Origin of the sequence: Sunxiuqinia elliptica, from assembly GCF_900113005.1 — a bacterium.
Lineage (GTDB): Bacteria > Bacteroidota > Bacteroidia > Bacteroidales > Prolixibacteraceae > Sunxiuqinia > Sunxiuqinia elliptica.
On record NZ_FONW01000002.1, the window covers coordinates 190,176 to 205,699 of the forward strand.

16 protein-coding genes are annotated in these 15,524 nt (G+C 41.9%); 7 read left to right on the plus strand and 9 right to left on the minus strand.

Annotation, left to right across the window (positions count from 1 at the left end):
* Positions 1-27: 27 nt before the first annotated feature.
* From xylA to BM156_RS05475, 4 genes are all read right to left on the minus strand, one after another.
* Positions 28-1,353, minus strand: a complete 1,326-nt coding sequence (xylA, locus tag BM156_RS05460; protein WP_093918836.1) for a xylose isomerase — start codon at positions 1,351-1,353, stop codon at positions 28-30.
* A gap of 164 nt (positions 1,354-1,517) precedes the next feature.
* Positions 1,518-2,870, minus strand: coding sequence for a Gfo/Idh/MocA family protein (locus tag BM156_RS05465; RefSeq protein WP_170846872.1), 1,353 nt, complete (start codon positions 2,868-2,870; stop codon positions 1,518-1,520).
* Between the two features lie 30 nt (positions 2,871-2,900).
* Positions 2,901-4,379, minus strand: a complete 1,479-nt coding sequence (locus tag BM156_RS05470) for a xylulokinase (RefSeq protein WP_093918838.1) — start codon at positions 4,377-4,379, stop codon at positions 2,901-2,903.
* Positions 4,380-4,492: 113 nt separating this feature from the next.
* Positions 4,493-5,488, minus strand: a complete 996-nt coding sequence (locus BM156_RS05475) for a GntR family transcriptional regulator (protein WP_093918839.1) — start codon at positions 5,486-5,488, stop codon at positions 4,493-4,495.
* Between the two features lie 319 nt (positions 5,489-5,807).
* Between BM156_RS05475 and BM156_RS05480 the strand changes: the two genes are divergently transcribed.
* Entirely contained in the window at positions 5,808-6,374 is a 567-nt protein-coding gene (locus BM156_RS05480; RefSeq protein WP_093918840.1) for a nitroreductase family protein, read from the plus strand.
* 117 nt (positions 6,375-6,491) lie between these two features.
* Here BM156_RS05480 and BM156_RS05485 read toward each other — a convergent pair whose 3' ends face one another.
* Entirely contained in the window at positions 6,492-7,403 is a 912-nt protein-coding gene (locus tag BM156_RS05485; protein WP_093918841.1) for a proline dehydrogenase family protein, read from the minus strand.
* Positions 7,404-7,726: 323 nt separating this feature from the next.
* Between BM156_RS05485 and BM156_RS05490 the strand changes: the two genes are divergently transcribed.
* Together BM156_RS05490 and BM156_RS05495 are read left to right on the plus strand one after the other, a co-directional pair.
* Positions 7,727-8,323 carry an OmpH/Skp family outer membrane protein gene (locus tag BM156_RS05490; protein ID WP_093918842.1) on the plus strand — a complete coding sequence of 199 codons (597 nt, stop codon included), beginning with the start codon at positions 7,727-7,729 and terminating at the stop codon, positions 8,321-8,323.
* 69 nt (positions 8,324-8,392) lie between these two features.
* Positions 8,393-9,604 (plus strand): glycosyltransferase family 2 protein, encoded by a 1,212-nt coding sequence (locus BM156_RS05495; RefSeq protein ID WP_139218218.1) that lies wholly within the window; start codon positions 8,393-8,395, stop codon positions 9,602-9,604.
* A 6-nt stretch (positions 9,605-9,610) separates the two neighbouring features.
* Here the strand turns inward: BM156_RS05495 and BM156_RS05500 are convergent, their stop codons facing one another.
* The 3 genes from BM156_RS05500 to BM156_RS05510 all read right to left on the minus strand — a co-directional run bounded on the left by BM156_RS05500 (position 9,611) and on the right by BM156_RS05510 (position 11,817).
* Positions 9,611-11,047: a pyridoxal-dependent decarboxylase gene (locus BM156_RS05500; RefSeq protein ID WP_212733427.1), complete on the minus strand. Its 1,437-nt coding sequence runs from the start codon at positions 11,045-11,047 to the stop codon at positions 9,611-9,613.
* A gap of 112 nt (positions 11,048-11,159) precedes the next feature.
* On the minus strand, positions 11,160-11,441 hold the full coding sequence (locus BM156_RS05505; protein WP_212733428.1) for an acylphosphatase: 282 nt from the start codon (positions 11,439-11,441) through the stop codon (positions 11,160-11,162).
* The gene (locus BM156_RS05510) at positions 11,431-11,817 is read right to left on the minus strand and encodes a hypothetical protein (RefSeq protein WP_093918845.1); all 387 of its coding nucleotides are present in this window, start codon (positions 11,815-11,817) and stop codon (positions 11,431-11,433) included. The genes BM156_RS05505 and BM156_RS05510 overlap by 11 nt, the downstream gene beginning before the upstream one ends.
* Before the next feature lie 299 nt (positions 11,818-12,116).
* On the opposite strand from BM156_RS05510, the gene BM156_RS05520 reads away from it, so the two are divergent.
* The 4 genes from BM156_RS05520 (at position 12,117) to BM156_RS05535 (ending at position 13,946) form a co-directional block, all read left to right on the plus strand.
* The gene (locus BM156_RS05520; RefSeq protein WP_093918847.1) at positions 12,117-12,587 is read left to right on the plus strand and encodes a hypothetical protein; all 471 of its coding nucleotides are present in this window, start codon (positions 12,117-12,119) and stop codon (positions 12,585-12,587) included.
* 24 nt (positions 12,588-12,611) lie between these two features.
* Positions 12,612-13,052, plus strand: coding sequence for a peptidase associated/transthyretin-like domain-containing protein (locus BM156_RS05525; RefSeq protein WP_093918848.1), 441 nt, complete (start codon positions 12,612-12,614; stop codon positions 13,050-13,052).
* Positions 13,053-13,090: 38 nt separating this feature from the next.
* Positions 13,091-13,477 carry a hypothetical protein gene (locus BM156_RS05530; RefSeq protein WP_093918849.1) on the plus strand — a complete coding sequence of 129 codons (387 nt, stop codon included), beginning with the start codon at positions 13,091-13,093 and terminating at the stop codon, positions 13,475-13,477.
* 220 nt (positions 13,478-13,697) lie between these two features.
* Positions 13,698-13,946, plus strand: coding sequence for a hypothetical protein (locus BM156_RS05535; protein WP_093918850.1), 249 nt, complete (start codon positions 13,698-13,700; stop codon positions 13,944-13,946).
* 251 nt (positions 13,947-14,197) lie between these two features.
* Here the strand turns inward: BM156_RS05535 and BM156_RS05540 are convergent, their stop codons facing one another.
* Complete coding sequence (locus BM156_RS05540; RefSeq protein ID WP_093918851.1) at positions 14,198-15,202, minus strand: FAD:protein FMN transferase; 1,005 nt, start codon at positions 15,200-15,202, stop codon at positions 14,198-14,200.
* Positions 15,203-15,524 lie beyond the last annotated feature (322 nt).

A 15,524-nucleotide genomic window follows, 5' to 3' on the forward strand; every position in this document is an offset into this window, starting at 1 on the left:
TATGAGTTTAGCTAGAAAATTGGAGCTTTAAATATAGCTGTTAATTAGTTGTTCAAACATCTCCTGTTTACCACTAACCTGCTTAGGTTCTCCAGCTTCTTTGCAGTACGTATATAAATCTTCTAACTTTAGTTTGCCTGCTTCAAATTCAGCCCCTTTGCCCGAATCAAATGATGCATAACGCTCTTTGCGAAGCTTAAGGTAATCAGATTCTGTCAAAATCCTGTCAGCAATGACCAATGAGCGGGCAAAAGTGTCCATGCCACTAACATGGGCAATAAAAATGTCTTCGAGATCAGTCGAGTTGCGACGGGTTTTGGCATCGAAGTTAATTCCACCATTTGTGAAGCCTCCGGCACTGATGATTTCCAACATGGCCTCAGTTGTCTCATAAATGTTTGTTGGGAATTCATCGGTATCCCAGCCATTTTGGTAGTCTCCTTTGTTGGCATCAATGGAACCTAACATGTTGGCATCAGCAGCCATGCGTAGTTCGTGAGCAAAAGAATGGCCGGCCAGGGTGGCGTGGTTTACTTCAACATTAATTTTGAAGTCGTCAGCAAGCCCATGTTGGGCCAGAAAACCCAAGATTGTTTGTGTGTCGTAATCGTATTGATGTTTGGTCGGCTCCATTGGTTTAGGCTCGATTAGGAAGGTTCCTTTAAAACCTTGCTTGCGGCCATAGTCACGAGCCATACGCAGGAATTGTCCCATGTGGTCAAGTTCCTTTTTGGTGTTGGTGTTGAGTAAGCTCATGTAGCCTTCCCTGCCGCCCCAAAAGACATAGCTTGTTCCTCCTAGCTCGATGGTTGCATCGATGGCATTTTTTACCTGTACAGCAGCATTGGCCAAAGCGGAAAAGTCAGGATTGGTTGAGGCACCATTCATATAACGGGGATTTGAGAAAACATTCGCGGTTCCCCACAGTAGTTTTACTCCAGTGGCTTCCTGACGCGATTTGGCTTCACCAACGAGTTGGGATAAGCGCTGTTCAATTTCAAAAACCGAACCGTCACCAACTAAGTCAACATCGTGAAAGCAATAGAATGGGGCTCCCAGTTTGGTAATAAACTCGAACGCAGCATCCATGCGTTCCTTGGCAGCATCCATTGGGTTGGCAGTACCGTCCCAAGGAAAAATCTGGGTTCCCGGCCCAAAAGGGTCGCTACCGGTGGCGCAGAAAGTATGCCAGTAGGCCACAGCAAACCGAAGGTATTCCTTCATGGTTTTTCCACCGACTAAACGATTTTCGTCATACCACTTAAATGCAAGTGGGTTTTTGGATTCAGGGCCTTCATATTGAATTTTATCAATGCCCTGAAAATACGTTTTGTTACCTTTAAATACAGTCATGTTTTTTAATTTATACCTGCCACCTATTGGTCTCTCTACTACTTGTTACAGGACTTGAAAGTCATGGTAGCAAATCTATCCTATCAGCACAGTAGCAGGTTTTAATGATTAATTATTTTCTGGAATATATTGATCTTGTCTTTAATTCGGCGTTTTCTTGCGAACTACCACAGGTTTTCTCCATACGACCATCCTTCGCGTACCGGTTCTTTGATGTAAGCATCCAGTTCCGGACGGTTAGTAACTTTCATATTGTCTGCATCGTAGTCGAGTCGGCCACCAAATCGCTGGGCTAAAACACCTACCTGTGCCATTTCGGTTAGGCTGGCAGCATAGTCGAAGTTGGAGCCCGGTAAAGTTCCATTTTTGATGGCAGCAACCCACTCCTGAACGGGCTGTTCTTCGCCAACCCGCGGAATGGTTTGTGCGGGCGCATTTTTCAAAAAGGCTTTCAGTTCTTCTTCCGGGACAAGCAGGCGAGGATCATTGGGGCGGGCACCTGTCAGTAAGGTTTTTTTATCACCAATCATGAGCATGCCACTTCCAGGGAGCTCATCAATTCCCCATTCAGGTCTTACCTCTGGCTTGGCAATCCCTTCGTACCATTTCATGGTTACCGGAGCTTTATTCTCACGTGTTGGGAAATGCCAGGTAACGACAGACTCTTCAGCAACAAAGCTGTGATCTGGAACGGGATTCGGGATCATAGCTTCAACCGTTTGGGGCATTCCTAGATCTAAGGCCCAGAAAGGAGCATCAAGGGTATGGCAGCACCAATCTCCAAGCTTGCCGTTTCCATAGTCGTAGAACCCTCGCCAGGTTCTGGGGGCATAAAGTTTATTGAATGGACGTTGGTGAACGGGACCTTGCCACAAATTCCAATCGAGTCCATTGGGAACTTCATGAGTTGATGGAGGGAATGTTGCTGGTTTGCCAAAATAACCATCGTTTTCAAAGTCAATCTTGCCTTGCCACGCAATCACTTCACGCACTTCTCCCAACACTCCTGCCTCGTACCATTCTTTAACGAGACGAATTCCATTGGTGGTATGTCCTTGGTTACCCATCTGAGAAACAACACCATAATAGTTGGCTGCCTTTTTTAAGGTGCGTAATTGCCAAATATTGTGAGCCAATGGCTTTTCAACGAATACATGTTTGCCTAATTGCATCGCTGCCATGGCTGCAGGAAAGTGGGTGTGGTCTGGAGTGGCTATAATGACAGCATCAATGTCATTCCCCATTTCGTCAAGCATGACTCTAAAATCTTTGTATTTTTTAGCATGAGGACGTGCTTCAAAACCTTTGGCCGATGTTCGGTCGTCGACATCACACATTGCCACGATGCTTTCTGGTCGAACTTGGGTCCAGCATGCAGATCCACGTCCTCCGACACCTATTGCAGCGACATTTAATCGGCTATTGGGAGAACAGCTTATCATGTTGGGAATGACAGCTACGCCGGCTGTGGCTGCAGCTGCTGTTTTCATAAATGATCTTCTGGAGAAATGTTTCATGAGTATAGGAATTAGGTTTTAATTAGTTCGTTACATTATTTTATGAAGTTCATATTTCCACTTTTCATAAGATGCTTGGTATTGCTCAGCATTTGATGGTTGAGGGTCAATGGATGCTAGCTTAACTAGGTTCTCAAATGCTTCAGCTGGCGACTGATAGTATCCTGAGCCAATACCGGCTCCTCGGGCAGCACCAATCGAACCATCGGTATTGTACAACTCAATGGTTGCTCCGGTAATTCCAGCGAGTGTTTCGCGGAAAATAGGGCTGAGAAACATATTGGCTTTTCCGGCACGTATTACCTTGGGCTGAATGCCCATGCTTTTCATGATTTCCATGCCATAGTGGAAGGAGAACACAATCCCTTCTTGTGCTGCGCGGAATAGGTGAGCTTTGGTGTGGGTGTTGAAATTAAGCCCAGCGATAGAGGCTCCTGGATTTTTATTTTCAAGAACACGTTCAGCGCCATTGCCAAATGGCAGAATACTTAGGCCCTCAGAACCAATGGGAATTTGAGCAGCTAGTTCGTTCATTGTTTCATAAGAACTGGCTCCAACTTGTTTGTGCAGCCAAGAATTTAAGATCCCTGTTCCATTGATGCAAAGTAAAACGCCCAACCGGTTGAGGTTTGCTTTGTGGTTGACATGGGCAAAAGTATTTACCCGCGACTTAGGATCGTATTTGACTTCCTCGCTAACGCCATAAACAACGCCAGATGTTCCTGCTGTTGTGGCTACCTCACCCGGATTGAGCACATTGAGTGATAGTGCATTGTTGGGTTGATCTCCCGCCCGGTAGCTGATTTTTGTTCCGGCCGCCAACCCGGTCTCGCGGGCAGCAGCTTCGCTTACAACGCTTTGCACTTCAAATGTGGGAACAATATCGGGGATGAGACTTTCACTAATTCCATAATAATCAAGTAAAAGCTTGGCCAGTTTGTTTTCTTGGAAGTTCCAGAGAATTCCTTCGGAAAGTCCACTGACGGTAGTTTGGATTGCTCCACTGAGTTTCATCGCAATGTAATCACCCGGAAGCATGATTTTATGTATGCGGTCGTATGAGTCAGGTTCATTTTCTTGTACCCATTTTAGCTTGGAAGCAGTAAAGTTCCCCGGAGAATTCAGCAAATTGGCCAAGCACTTATGCTCACCAATTTCATTCATTGCTTTTTCTCCGATGCCTGTCGCCCGGCTGTCGCACCAAATAATGGAAGGGCGAATTACTTCGTGTTGCTTATCAACCAAAACTAATCCGTGCATTTGGTACGAAATACCGATGGATTCAATATTGGATGGATTGATTCGGGTAGAATTCAGGAGTTCCTGTAATGCGAGTTTTAGGTTGTCCCACCATTGCTCGGGGGCTTGCTCGGCCCACCCGGCTTGGGGAGCTGTGATCGTCATCTCTTGTTTTGGGAAAAAGGACGAAGCAAGACATTTGCCTGTTTTTCCGTCAACTAATGAAGCTTTCACTGAGGAGCTTCCAATATCAAAACCAAGTAAATACATATGGTAATGTTTATTTTAAAAAGTGAGCCGTTCTGTTCTGGTATGCTTCTGTAAAAGTAGATGGACTCTATTCGATTTCAAAATCGTTTTTTTATGTTTTAAAACAGATATTGCTACAAGGAGCTTCGTAAAGTCAATTTTGTGGGTACACAAAAGTTCACCGATTCTCCTCCAGAGACAAATTCAGCCGCTTTGCGTCCCATGAGTTCAAAATCGGTAGAAATAACGGTGATACCTTCTTTGACATATTTTTTCATAGGCGTCTCGTTGTAAGAAATAACGCCCACATCTTTTCCTGGAACCAGTTTTTTCTGGTCACACTGATCCAAAAAACGAGCAAGCATTCGGTCGCTAACCATCAGGTATAAATCGCCGGGTTGGATATTGAATTCGCGGCTGTTCTTTAGCACTTCGGAACTTATCTTATTGTCCTTACAGAAAGCGTTAAAATGGGTGATTGACTCCTGCGGATGGTACGTGAACTCCGGATACATGTAGATAAAACGTTCGTACTTTTTTATGGGCTGAAGGTGGGCTTGTAAACAGTCGTACAAGCTCTGCCCAAAATCTTGGAAAACCGATGAGTTCTCTGGTTTTGCATGCACCTCCCAATCGATAACCAGTAGCTTGTTGTTCGGAATTTGTTTGACAATTTCAGGAACCCGCTTATGGTCAAAGTTCATGACAATGTATTTGGTGTATTTCCCCAGACTTTCTTTAATGATGGTTTCAAACACATTGATGTTGTAGTGATGAAAATGTAGATCAACGGCAATATTGTCTGGAAGATTCTCAAGGAAGGAACCGTATAGCACCTCTTTGTATGCTTTAAAGGTATCCAGAAACAGGAAAACTTTCGTCGTTGCTTTGCTCACAAAGTAGCCTTTATTTGGAACAGACTCAATGATTCCACGATTTTTCAATTCAGCATAAGCTTTAAAAACGGTGTCGCGCGACAGTGAACTTTCCTTACATAATTGGTTGACCGAAGGCAGGATGTCGCCTGCCTGAAGCAGGTTTTTACTGATTGCTTCAGTAACGGAATCGATTAACTGTTGAAATTTTAGTTGATTAGAGGCTGGATCAATTTTAAAGTGGAATTTGCTCATTGATGTTAAGCTATTTAAGTGGTCTGTTCTGGTATGCAAACATACAAAACTAATTGTGAAATTTCTGATTTTCTTTTTGAATGAAAGGTAATAATCGGAAGTAAATGCCGTTTAAAGAGCAAAAGGATAAGTGGAGAGCTTTCAATTTATACTTCTAAAGTTTGGTCAATTCGGTATATTCTCCCTTATCCTTTTGATTTGCTAAATTTAATCTTTTCCAATCAGATCTTAAAGCCTTTAGATCGAAAACAAGCTTTATTTAATACCTTAGTGGCTCCTTGGTTTTAGTAGATCAAAGAAATCCAAAAATAAAACTGAAATGTTGAAAGAATTAATCATGAAAAACCGGAGCTATCGACGGTTTGACGAAAAGCAACGATTAAAACCTGAGCAACTGCTTAAATGGATTGATTTGGCTCGTTGCTCTGCCAGTGCACGAAATGCCCAGTCGTTGAAGTATTTGGTGGTTACCGAAACGGATCAATGCGAGATACTGTTTCCTGTATTGGCATGGGCGGGCTACCTGAAAGACTGGAAAGGGCCTCGAGAGGGGGAGCGTCCGGCTGCCTACCTGGTGATGTTGAATGATCTGCAAATTACGGAAAACTATTATTGCGATCATGGAATTGCTGCCCAAAGTATTTTGTTGGGCGCTGTTGAAGACGGCTATGGTGGTTGTATTGTTGCGGCGGTCAATCGGAATAAGTTGAAACAACTGTTTCAGCTTGCTGATCATCTGGAAGTGGTTCAGGTAATTGCTTTAGGAAAGCCTGTAGAGCAAGTTGTATTGGATGAAATGGTTGACGAGGATTATAAATACTGGCGCGATGAACATCAGGTTCATCATGTTCCCAAAAGGAAATTGGAAGATCTTATTATCAGCTAAGAGACCGTTTAAATTTTAGCGACAAAATAACTCAAAATAAGATGAGCGATAAACCTTAAACAGTTTCAAAAAGGAAGGGGTGATTCTGGCAATGAATCCCCCCTTTTCCTATCAAAATTAACCCCTAAAAAACAGTGCTTTGATAATATGGCTGGCCATTTTGGGATTTTCTTTCAACCGTCGGGTTGAATAGTTAAACCATTGTTTCCCAAAAGGCACATAAACCCTCATTTTATGTCCGCGCTTAACAATTGAACTACGTAGCTCCGGTGTTACACCATAAAGCATTTGGAATTCATACATCGTTTGGGGGACCTGGTATTTTTCAATAAGCTTTAAGGCTTCTTCAACTAGAAACTTGTCGTGAGTTGCGATACCTGCGTACATCTTGTTTTGAAACATGAATTCCAAATCTTCCAGGTAATGCTTTCTAACTTCTTCGTAATCCTTGAAAGCGATTTGTTTAGGCTCAACATAAATGCCTTTACATAGTCTGAAGTTGAGCGGGTAACCATTGGATGGAAAGTTGCTAAAGTCGGTCAAGTCTTCAAGTGTGCGTCGAAGGTAGGCCTGAATCACAAGCCCAACATGTCCGCTGAATTCCTTTTTTAATTTCTTGAACAGTTCAATTTCAATGTCAACACATTGAGAATCTTCCATGTCAATACGGATGAAGTTATTCTTCTCCGCTGCTTTGGCAATAATCTCTCGGATATGTTGATAACAGACCTCCTGATCAATTAGTAAACCGAACATGGTTGGTTTTAAAGAGAAATTCCCCTGAATTCCTTCAGCGGTAAATCGCTCAATAATTTCGAGGTATTGATTTTTATTCTCCTCCGCCTGCTCCAGATTGGTGATAAACTCACCAAGCAGGTCGATCGTGACTTCAATGTTCTTTTCATTGAGTTTTTTCGATACTTCCAGGCCTTGGTCAATCCCCTCTCCTGCGATGTATCTTTTGCTGAACAGCCAAATCAGCTTTTTTGGCATGTAAGGCAGCAAGTTGGCAAGCATCTTATTAAACATGTTCAATTTAAAATTTAGGTGTTTAGTTTTTGGGCTTTTTAAAAATACGCAATAGGCGAGCTTGGTATCAATGATGTTTATCAGCGAATATTTATGATTTTACGCATATTTTCGCTCGAATACAGAAATGATGGGGCCTCAAAAAAATATTGGAATAAGGCTTTAAACCTAATTTTAAATTTTTATTTTTGGCTGAAATTATTTGTATGACCTGGCTTTTGAAACTGGCCGGTCGAATTCGTCCGGATTTTGTGGAAAGGGATGACATCAGATACGGACAGGTTTTTTAAGTTTCTGAAAACAAAAAAACTAATACATAAGAAATGAAAAATACTTCATTGATCCTGAACTTGGTTTTGGCCGTTGCTGTAATTGGTATTTATGCTTTGCATTTTAGTGGAAAAAATTCGAAAGAAGTAGTTGCTGAAAAATCATCAAGCGTGAGCTCTTCCGATGGATTGAAAATTGCCTATGTTAAAGTGGATTCACTAATTGTGAATTACGATTTAGCTCAGGAACTCCACGATAATTTCACTAAAAATCAGGAAGCTTATACCAAAGAATATACAGAAAAGCGTTCATCTTTTGAAAAGCGTGCTGCTGCTTTTCAGGAAAAGGTTCAACGGGGTGGTTTCTTAACACAGGACCGTGCAATTCAGGAACGTGACCGTTTGGTTAGCGAAGAGCAAGAGGTATTGACGCTGGATCAAGAGCTGTCAACCAAACTTTCAGAAATGCAGGCTGCCAATAACCAACAGCTGATTGATAGCTTGATGAGTTATTTGGAAGAATTTAATGCCGACCAGAAGTACAATTACATTTTGAACTCTGGAGATGTATTAATTGGCGATGAGGCTCATAACATTACCAAAGAGGTACTGGAAGTGTTGAATAGCCGGTACAACTCAAATAAAAAGTAAATCTTACAAATACGATAGTTGAAAAATCCGGACTTTTGTCCGGATTTTTTTTATTTCTACCTTTCCTACATGAGTTTTGCTGATCGTTATATCAACAGGAATATTATCTATCCTCCGTTTATTGAAGAAGCTCCGGCTTCAACTCTTGGAATGGTTGTAGTGATTCCTTGTTATGATGAGCCAGAAATATTAAATACCCTCGAAGCTTTGAAGGCTTGCCAGCCACCAAGCTGCCAGCTTGAGGTGTTGGTGGTTATCAATCATTCTGAGCTAAGTTCACCAAAGATCATTGCCCAAAATGAACAAACAGCTCAGCAGCTACACGATTGGAAAAAAGAAAATGCATCGTGCTTTTTTCAACTGCATGTCATTCAGGCTCCTCCTTTTCGGAAAAAGCATGCCGGGGCGGGGCTGGCGCGAAAAACAGGAATGGATGAAGCGATCCGACGGTTTGCTGCCATTGATTTTCCAGATGGCGTGCTTGTTTCGCTGGATGCGGATACCACGGTTGATCAGAACTATTTTTGCGAGCTAGAGCAACATTTTCAGAGTTTTCCCAAACAGGTGGGAACAACCATACGCTTTAAGCATCGCACAGAGGAATTGGACGATGAACGTCACCGCCAAGGAATGGACTTGTATGAAGACTACTTGCACTACTATAAACAGGCGATGGCTTACACGGGGTTTCCACACGCAATTTACACCATTGGTTCTGCCTTTGCTGTTCGTGCCTTACCCTACGTGAAACAAGGTGGAATGAACCGAAAGCAAGCGGGAGAGGACTTTTACTTTCTGCATAAGTTGACCCAGGTGGGTGAGATCGGAGAAATAACTACCACTTGTGTCTATCCATCTGCACGCATTTCTCATCGGGTGCCGTTTGGTACCGGGCCAGTATTGAAAAAGTGGCTTGAGGGCGAGGAGACTTTACGCGAAACTTACAACTTTCAAGCTTTTGATGATTTGAAGCAGTTGTTTGATTTGCTGGAAGAGTTGTATCAAAGCTCTTCGGAGGATTGTCCCGGTTTGTTGGTGAAGCTGCCAGGGGCTGTGAAAAGCTTTTTGCAAGCGGATGATTTTGAAGCGATTCTTTTGGAAATAAAAGAAAACTCAGCTCGATTTGACAGCTTTCAGAAACGGTTCTTTTTGAATTTTAATGCTTTTAAAATTCTGAAGTACCTGAATTTTGTGCATCCCGCTTTTTTTGAAATGCAGGAGTTGGGTGAAGCAATTCAGCTTTTAGCTGCCCATGACCAAGCAAAGACAGCTAAAAGCTGAAAGGGTTTATTTTTTTAGTTGTTGGGCTGTTTCCTGAATCAAATTCCAGGCATTTTCGACATGACGACGTTCGGTCGACGTTTGCCCAATACTCATTCTAAGCCAAAACTGCTCATTCAAAACGGTGTGTGTTAGATAGATTTTTCCGCCTTTATTCAGCGTATCCATCAACTGTTTATTAAAAGCATCATCAGCCTTGTAGCGGAAGCAAACCAAGTTGAATGGCGGCTCATTTAGCAATTCAAAGTCGGACGACTGGTTGACCCACTGGCTGAAGCCTTGTGCGAGTTGGATATGTTCCCGAATGTGGTGACGCAGCCCTTCAACCCCATAGTGACGAATAACAAACCACAATTTTAGCGCACGGAAACGTCGCCCAAGCTGAATGTGCCAATCGCGATAATCGATAACTGCCCCTTGTTCAGTCGCTTCGTTTTTTAGGTACTCGGGCAAAATGCTAAGTGTTTTGATCAGTACCGATTTATCCGAAACATAAAAGCAGTCGCAGTCAAAGTTGGTGAACATCCATTTGTGCGGATTAAAGGCATAACTTTTCGCCAGTTCAAGCCCATCAAAATGGCTGCGCTTTTCGGGGCAAATAGCAGCAGTTCCCGACATGGCCGCATCAACATGAAGCCAGATGTCATATTTGCGGCAAACCTCGCCAATGGCTCGAACAGGATCTACGGCATTGGAAGAAGTGGTTCCAATGGTTGCACAAGTAAAGAATGGGATAAAACCTTCTTCAATGTCTTTTTGAATTTGCTCTTCCAGCTTCTCCGGAATCATGGCTTGGTTCTCGTCAGCAGCAATGATGCGCAGGTTGTTAATACCAATGCCAGCAATCTTAATTCCCTTTTCAACGGAGGAATGCGTGTGTGAAGAGATGTAGGCAACCGTTTTAGGGCATCCTCCCAATTGGTTGGTGCCAAAGTTGGTTTTCATCTCACGTGCGCAAAGCAGGGCAGTTAGCAAGGCATTTGAAGCAGTGTCCTGAATAACGCCACCGCCTTTTTCTGTGGTTTTAAATTGTTGCGGAAGCCCCATCATATCAACAAGCCAGTCGAGGACATGGCTTTCCAGCTCGGTGCAGGCCGGACTGGTTGCCCAAAGCATACCTTGCACACCAAGACCGGCCGACAATAGTTCGCCTAAAATAGAAGGGCCGGATGTGTTGGATTGAAAATAAGCAAAAAAGTTGGGAGACTGCCAGTGGGTGATTCCGGGCATGATGAATTGCTCAACATCTTTCATCATGTGATCGAAGCTTTCTCCTTGTTCGGGAGCTTGTTCCGGCAGGTGTTTCCGAACGTCACCTGGCTTGGCCTGTGACAAAACCGGGTAACTTTCAACTTGCTCATAATAATCCGCAATCCAATCGATGAGTTTCTTGCCTTGTTCCCGGAATTGCTCCGGGCTCATGTGGTAGTTTTTTGTTGTCATGGTATTATTTCAGGGGTTGAGTTGTGATTATTCTTTTTCTGTTAGATGTTATTTAACCCTATTGGGTTGGTGATTATTGTTTGTAAAGATTTAAAACGTGTTAAAAAAGTGTTTAGTAGTGTATCTCGAAATCAGTATAGTTCCTGTTTGGCTCTAACTGACTTTGGTGTAATTGGTCTGTTCGGCTAAAGCCATTTCCCAGTTTCAGGTAATCAATAAAGCAATTGATTTCGCTCGATAAACCTTCGACTTCAATTTCCACTTTGCCATTTGGCAGGTTGCGTACCCAACCTGTGAGTTGACATTCGCGAGCTTTGGTGGAAACAAAATGGCGGAATCCAACACCTTGCACCCTTCCCGAAACGATGATATGGCGAGCAGACCTAGGATTCAACCGTGGGCGTGTTTTCCGGTTGCTTGCCAAACTGGGCAACGACATCAGTTTGTACCAAGGCCCAGATTGAATAGGCTCCAACAGCTGTGCCAATAGGAAAGTTAAACAGGTTGAGTACCGATAAAATGAGGACCAAAATACGAGCCCATTCTTTTCTTTTGAACAGTCCAATACCTCCAATTAGTCCGGGAATCGACATGAGTAAAAAGAAAATAACAAGCACATTGGCAATCATGGTAATGATAAAACTGGCTTCGGGCTCCTCGACAAAATCACCCGTCAAATTTAGGACAGCGTAAATTAAAACAGAGAAGATAATACCGAATATACTGAATCCAATTTGCAGGGCGGCTACTACGTTGATATGCTTTTCCATAGTCAGTTTTTTTGTTTAAAAATAACAAGAATGTTTGATAATTGCATGCGATTTAAAAGTACTTCTTTCAATAGCTGCTTTTGAGTTGAAAATTGTAAAAAATGGTTCGTTCAACTTTCTGATTTTTGTACAGGAGAATCGTTTGGATAAAATAAAGATTTTGAAAGTGCTGAAGTTGTTATATAACATAAGTGTTCCTGCGCAACTGAAAGGGAGCTTCAGTCATCTATGTTACAGTTGCGATTTGATAGGGACGAAAAGAAATGTACAAGCAACTTAAAATAAGCAGTTCTAGACGAATGAAAGCATTTCACTTAAAGATTAGTATAACCTTTTTATTCTTTGTCCTTATAGGAGTAGGTTGTGAAAAGGAAGAAGATTTAGCGATGGCTGAAGGTTATGTGGTTGGTTCGTTTGTCGCCGATGTGATAAGAGAGGGGCAAGTAACAGGGGAGAAGACCGGAAGAGGCTACTGCATATTGCTAAAAGGAAGTAAAAACAAAAGCATGGATTTTTATACATTTAATTTTCCTGATGACTTCTTTCAATTTCAAGAAGAACTGCTTATTCCTGAATACAATGGGAATAACTGTGGACCTAATTTCTTCCCGGATAGTTTGAAGTATATCTATAAAATAAAATTCAGTTACCAATTGGTTGAAGAACTTAACAAAGTTCAGTTTGTAACTGGAGCTTGCACTGCTTTGTACCCAACATTTGCTTGGGATGATTTTAAGCAAGTGATCTTATTTGAACCAACGGTAAATTAATCTGTAAACTCTAATCTAAAGGAGATGGACGTTAATCTCATCAAGCAAATTGCAGTTAATGCAGCTAAGTCAAAAATGAAAACAACTATTTTAATAAGTTCAATTTTTCTCATTCTGGCATGGTCTTGCAACGATCCCGTAATTGTTGGTAGTAGTGCAGAAATCATCGGCCGGAGTATAGACGAAACACTTAATGATTCTGCATTGATTTATGGGTTTGTATATTCAGCAGGATCTATTAAGAGCCCCTACGCTAATGCAAACATTTGGATAAAAGGAAGTGACCTCGAAACAACCAGCGACATTTCAGGGAATTTTAGCCTTGCAGTATTGCCCGGAATATACACTATAAAATGCTTGGGAAATCAAGAAGAAGATAGGTTTACCGCAGTGATAGAAAATATGGAATTATCTCCCAATGAGAAAATTGAAATAATATTTTATCACGGTAGTAAGAGTGAATAACCATCTATTGAAAAGTTAAAACGGAAAAGAATAGTCTCATGAAAAAATTGATTGTGTTTCTCGTATTCTCTGCGTTGATAGGAACAGGGTGTGAAAAAGAGGAAGAAGTTCTATTTATTGAGAATATGAAAGTAGAGGTTACAAATAATGAGTGGCAAAATGTTAAGAATATTAACTATATCTGGTCTTTGAAAATTGTGGAAGAAGAGCAACAAAAGACTAATGAGCCTCCATATGATCGTGATTATTTGGTTCCTGACGACTTGGCTGATGACTTTAAAGTATCCGGTCTAGAGGTATTAGTTAGTGGTGAGTTATATCTAGATGTACTTAAAAGTGTGTCACAGTCTGAGCCATTTATAAAACTAGCACCAGGCTATGCCTTTAAAATAACATCTATTGAAAAGTTAAACGGGAAAGAATAATCTCATGAAAAAATGGATTGTGTTTCTCGCACTCTTTGCGTTGATAGGGACAGGAGGTGAAAAAGCGAAAGAAGGTAATTGATCTGCTATTTAGAGTAAAAAAGTCTAAACTTAAACAACCATTGGTTGTTGCTAACTGTTTAAAAAGCAAAAGGCTAATTTTCGGAAAAAATCAGTTTTTTGCGTATTTTTGCAGCACTTATTAAGAAAGGAGAGAACAATGGAATTTTTGCTTGTATTTGGCGTTGCAGTAGCCTTGGTTGCTATTGCTTTTGTGGGCTTGGCAATCCGGATCTTAATCCAGAAAAAGGGGAAGTTCCCGAACCTGCATATTGGAAGCAATAAACACATGAAAGCGCGGGGAATTACCTGTGCGCAGACTTTCGATAAAATGGAGCAGGCGAAAGCAAAACGCCAATTATCATTTAAACAACTTTCACTGATTGAAGATACTCCCGGTGGATGTTGATCGATTTTCAGCTCATCAGAGCTTATAGGCAATCAGCCGTCTTTTGTTGTTCAAAGGACGGCTGATTGTTTTTAGGACTATGGTGTTATCTTTTAGGTTTTATTTCGATTAGCGGAGCCTGCGCGCTGTTTCTCTGTTGGTGATGTTGCGGACTTAACCATCTAATCACTCAATCTCTTTTTTTTCTTCCGGGGGCCCAATTCCGGGGCCGATTTGCTCATAGGCCTGTGCTCTTGGTAATATCCCTTTCCTTATTCGTACTCTTTCTTTAAGAGCTTTTTAAATCCGGGGCTGACGTATGTTTGATAGTCCCCATTTTCATCTGAATAAATAAAGTAAACATCAATTTCATCAACTTGGTTGGCAATTTCAATGGACTTTTCAAGCCCGCTAACCATAAATGATGTTGCAAAAGCATCAGCGGTCATACAATCGTTGGCAAGCACGGTTGTACTCAACAAACTGTGTTGAACCGGATAACCGGTTTTTGGGTCAATCGTATGTGCATATTTTACGCCATCTTCCACGTAAAAATTCCGGTAGTTGCCTGATGTTGCCAACGCTCGGTCAGTCAGGCTTACAATTGCTTTGAGTTTTTGCTGGGTGAAGAATTCGTGATCATTGGGATTACTAATTCCAATTGACCAGGCATTTCCTTTGGCATTTTGTCCATGGGCAACCACTTCACCACCAATTTCAACCATGAAGTTTTCACAGCCTTGTTGTTGTAAAAAATCAGCAACCAGATCGCAGGCAAAACCTTTGGCAATCGCACTGGCATCAAGCATCGTATTTGGATGTTCCTTAACTAACTGGCCATTTTCGATGTGTACTTTTTGATAGCCGGTTAGCGCTAAAAGCGAGTCAATCAACTCGGGGGTAACTTGTTCTTTATTTTTAAAGCCAAAGCCCCACACATTCACCATCGGCGCAACGGTCATATCAAAAGCCCCTTCGGTGATTGTTGAGATCTCTTGTGCTCGCTTAAAAACTGTCAAAAAGTAAGGATCTAAGGTGGTTGGTTCGTTGCGGTTTACCTTGGAAATTGTCGATGTTGAATCGAAGGTTGACATGGATTGATTTAACTCATTCATGACTGCTTCAATCTCGGGTTGAAGATCTTTTCCTCCTTCACTTTCATAGGTGATGTGGTAGACCGTCCCGTAAACAAAACCTTCGTTAGAAACATATTGTTTTGGTTGTTGGCAGGCGGCAAAAACGAATAGTGCCAGTAATAAGATCCAATGTGTGCGCATGTGCTTTTCTTTTTTGTATTTCAGGTTCTTGTGGATGCGGATTCGCTCTAACTAGTCGCATGTTGCAAAAGGTAATTAAGCGAAATAAAACCGTAACTTTTACTATGGGCTAAAGGTAGCTATTTTGAGTGAATCATGAGGAGAACCAGCTTTACTTGAATCCTGTTTTTTCGACCTTGAGTGTCAATCCAGAATTTGGGTAGTTGTTCATGTTTTGTGAAAAACAGCTTGAAACGCTTGATTGGGACCTAGGGCTGTCCTTTTTGTGAACAAGATGATTGACAGGGGCATGCAGCTAACATGAGCACGGATCAAAAAACTT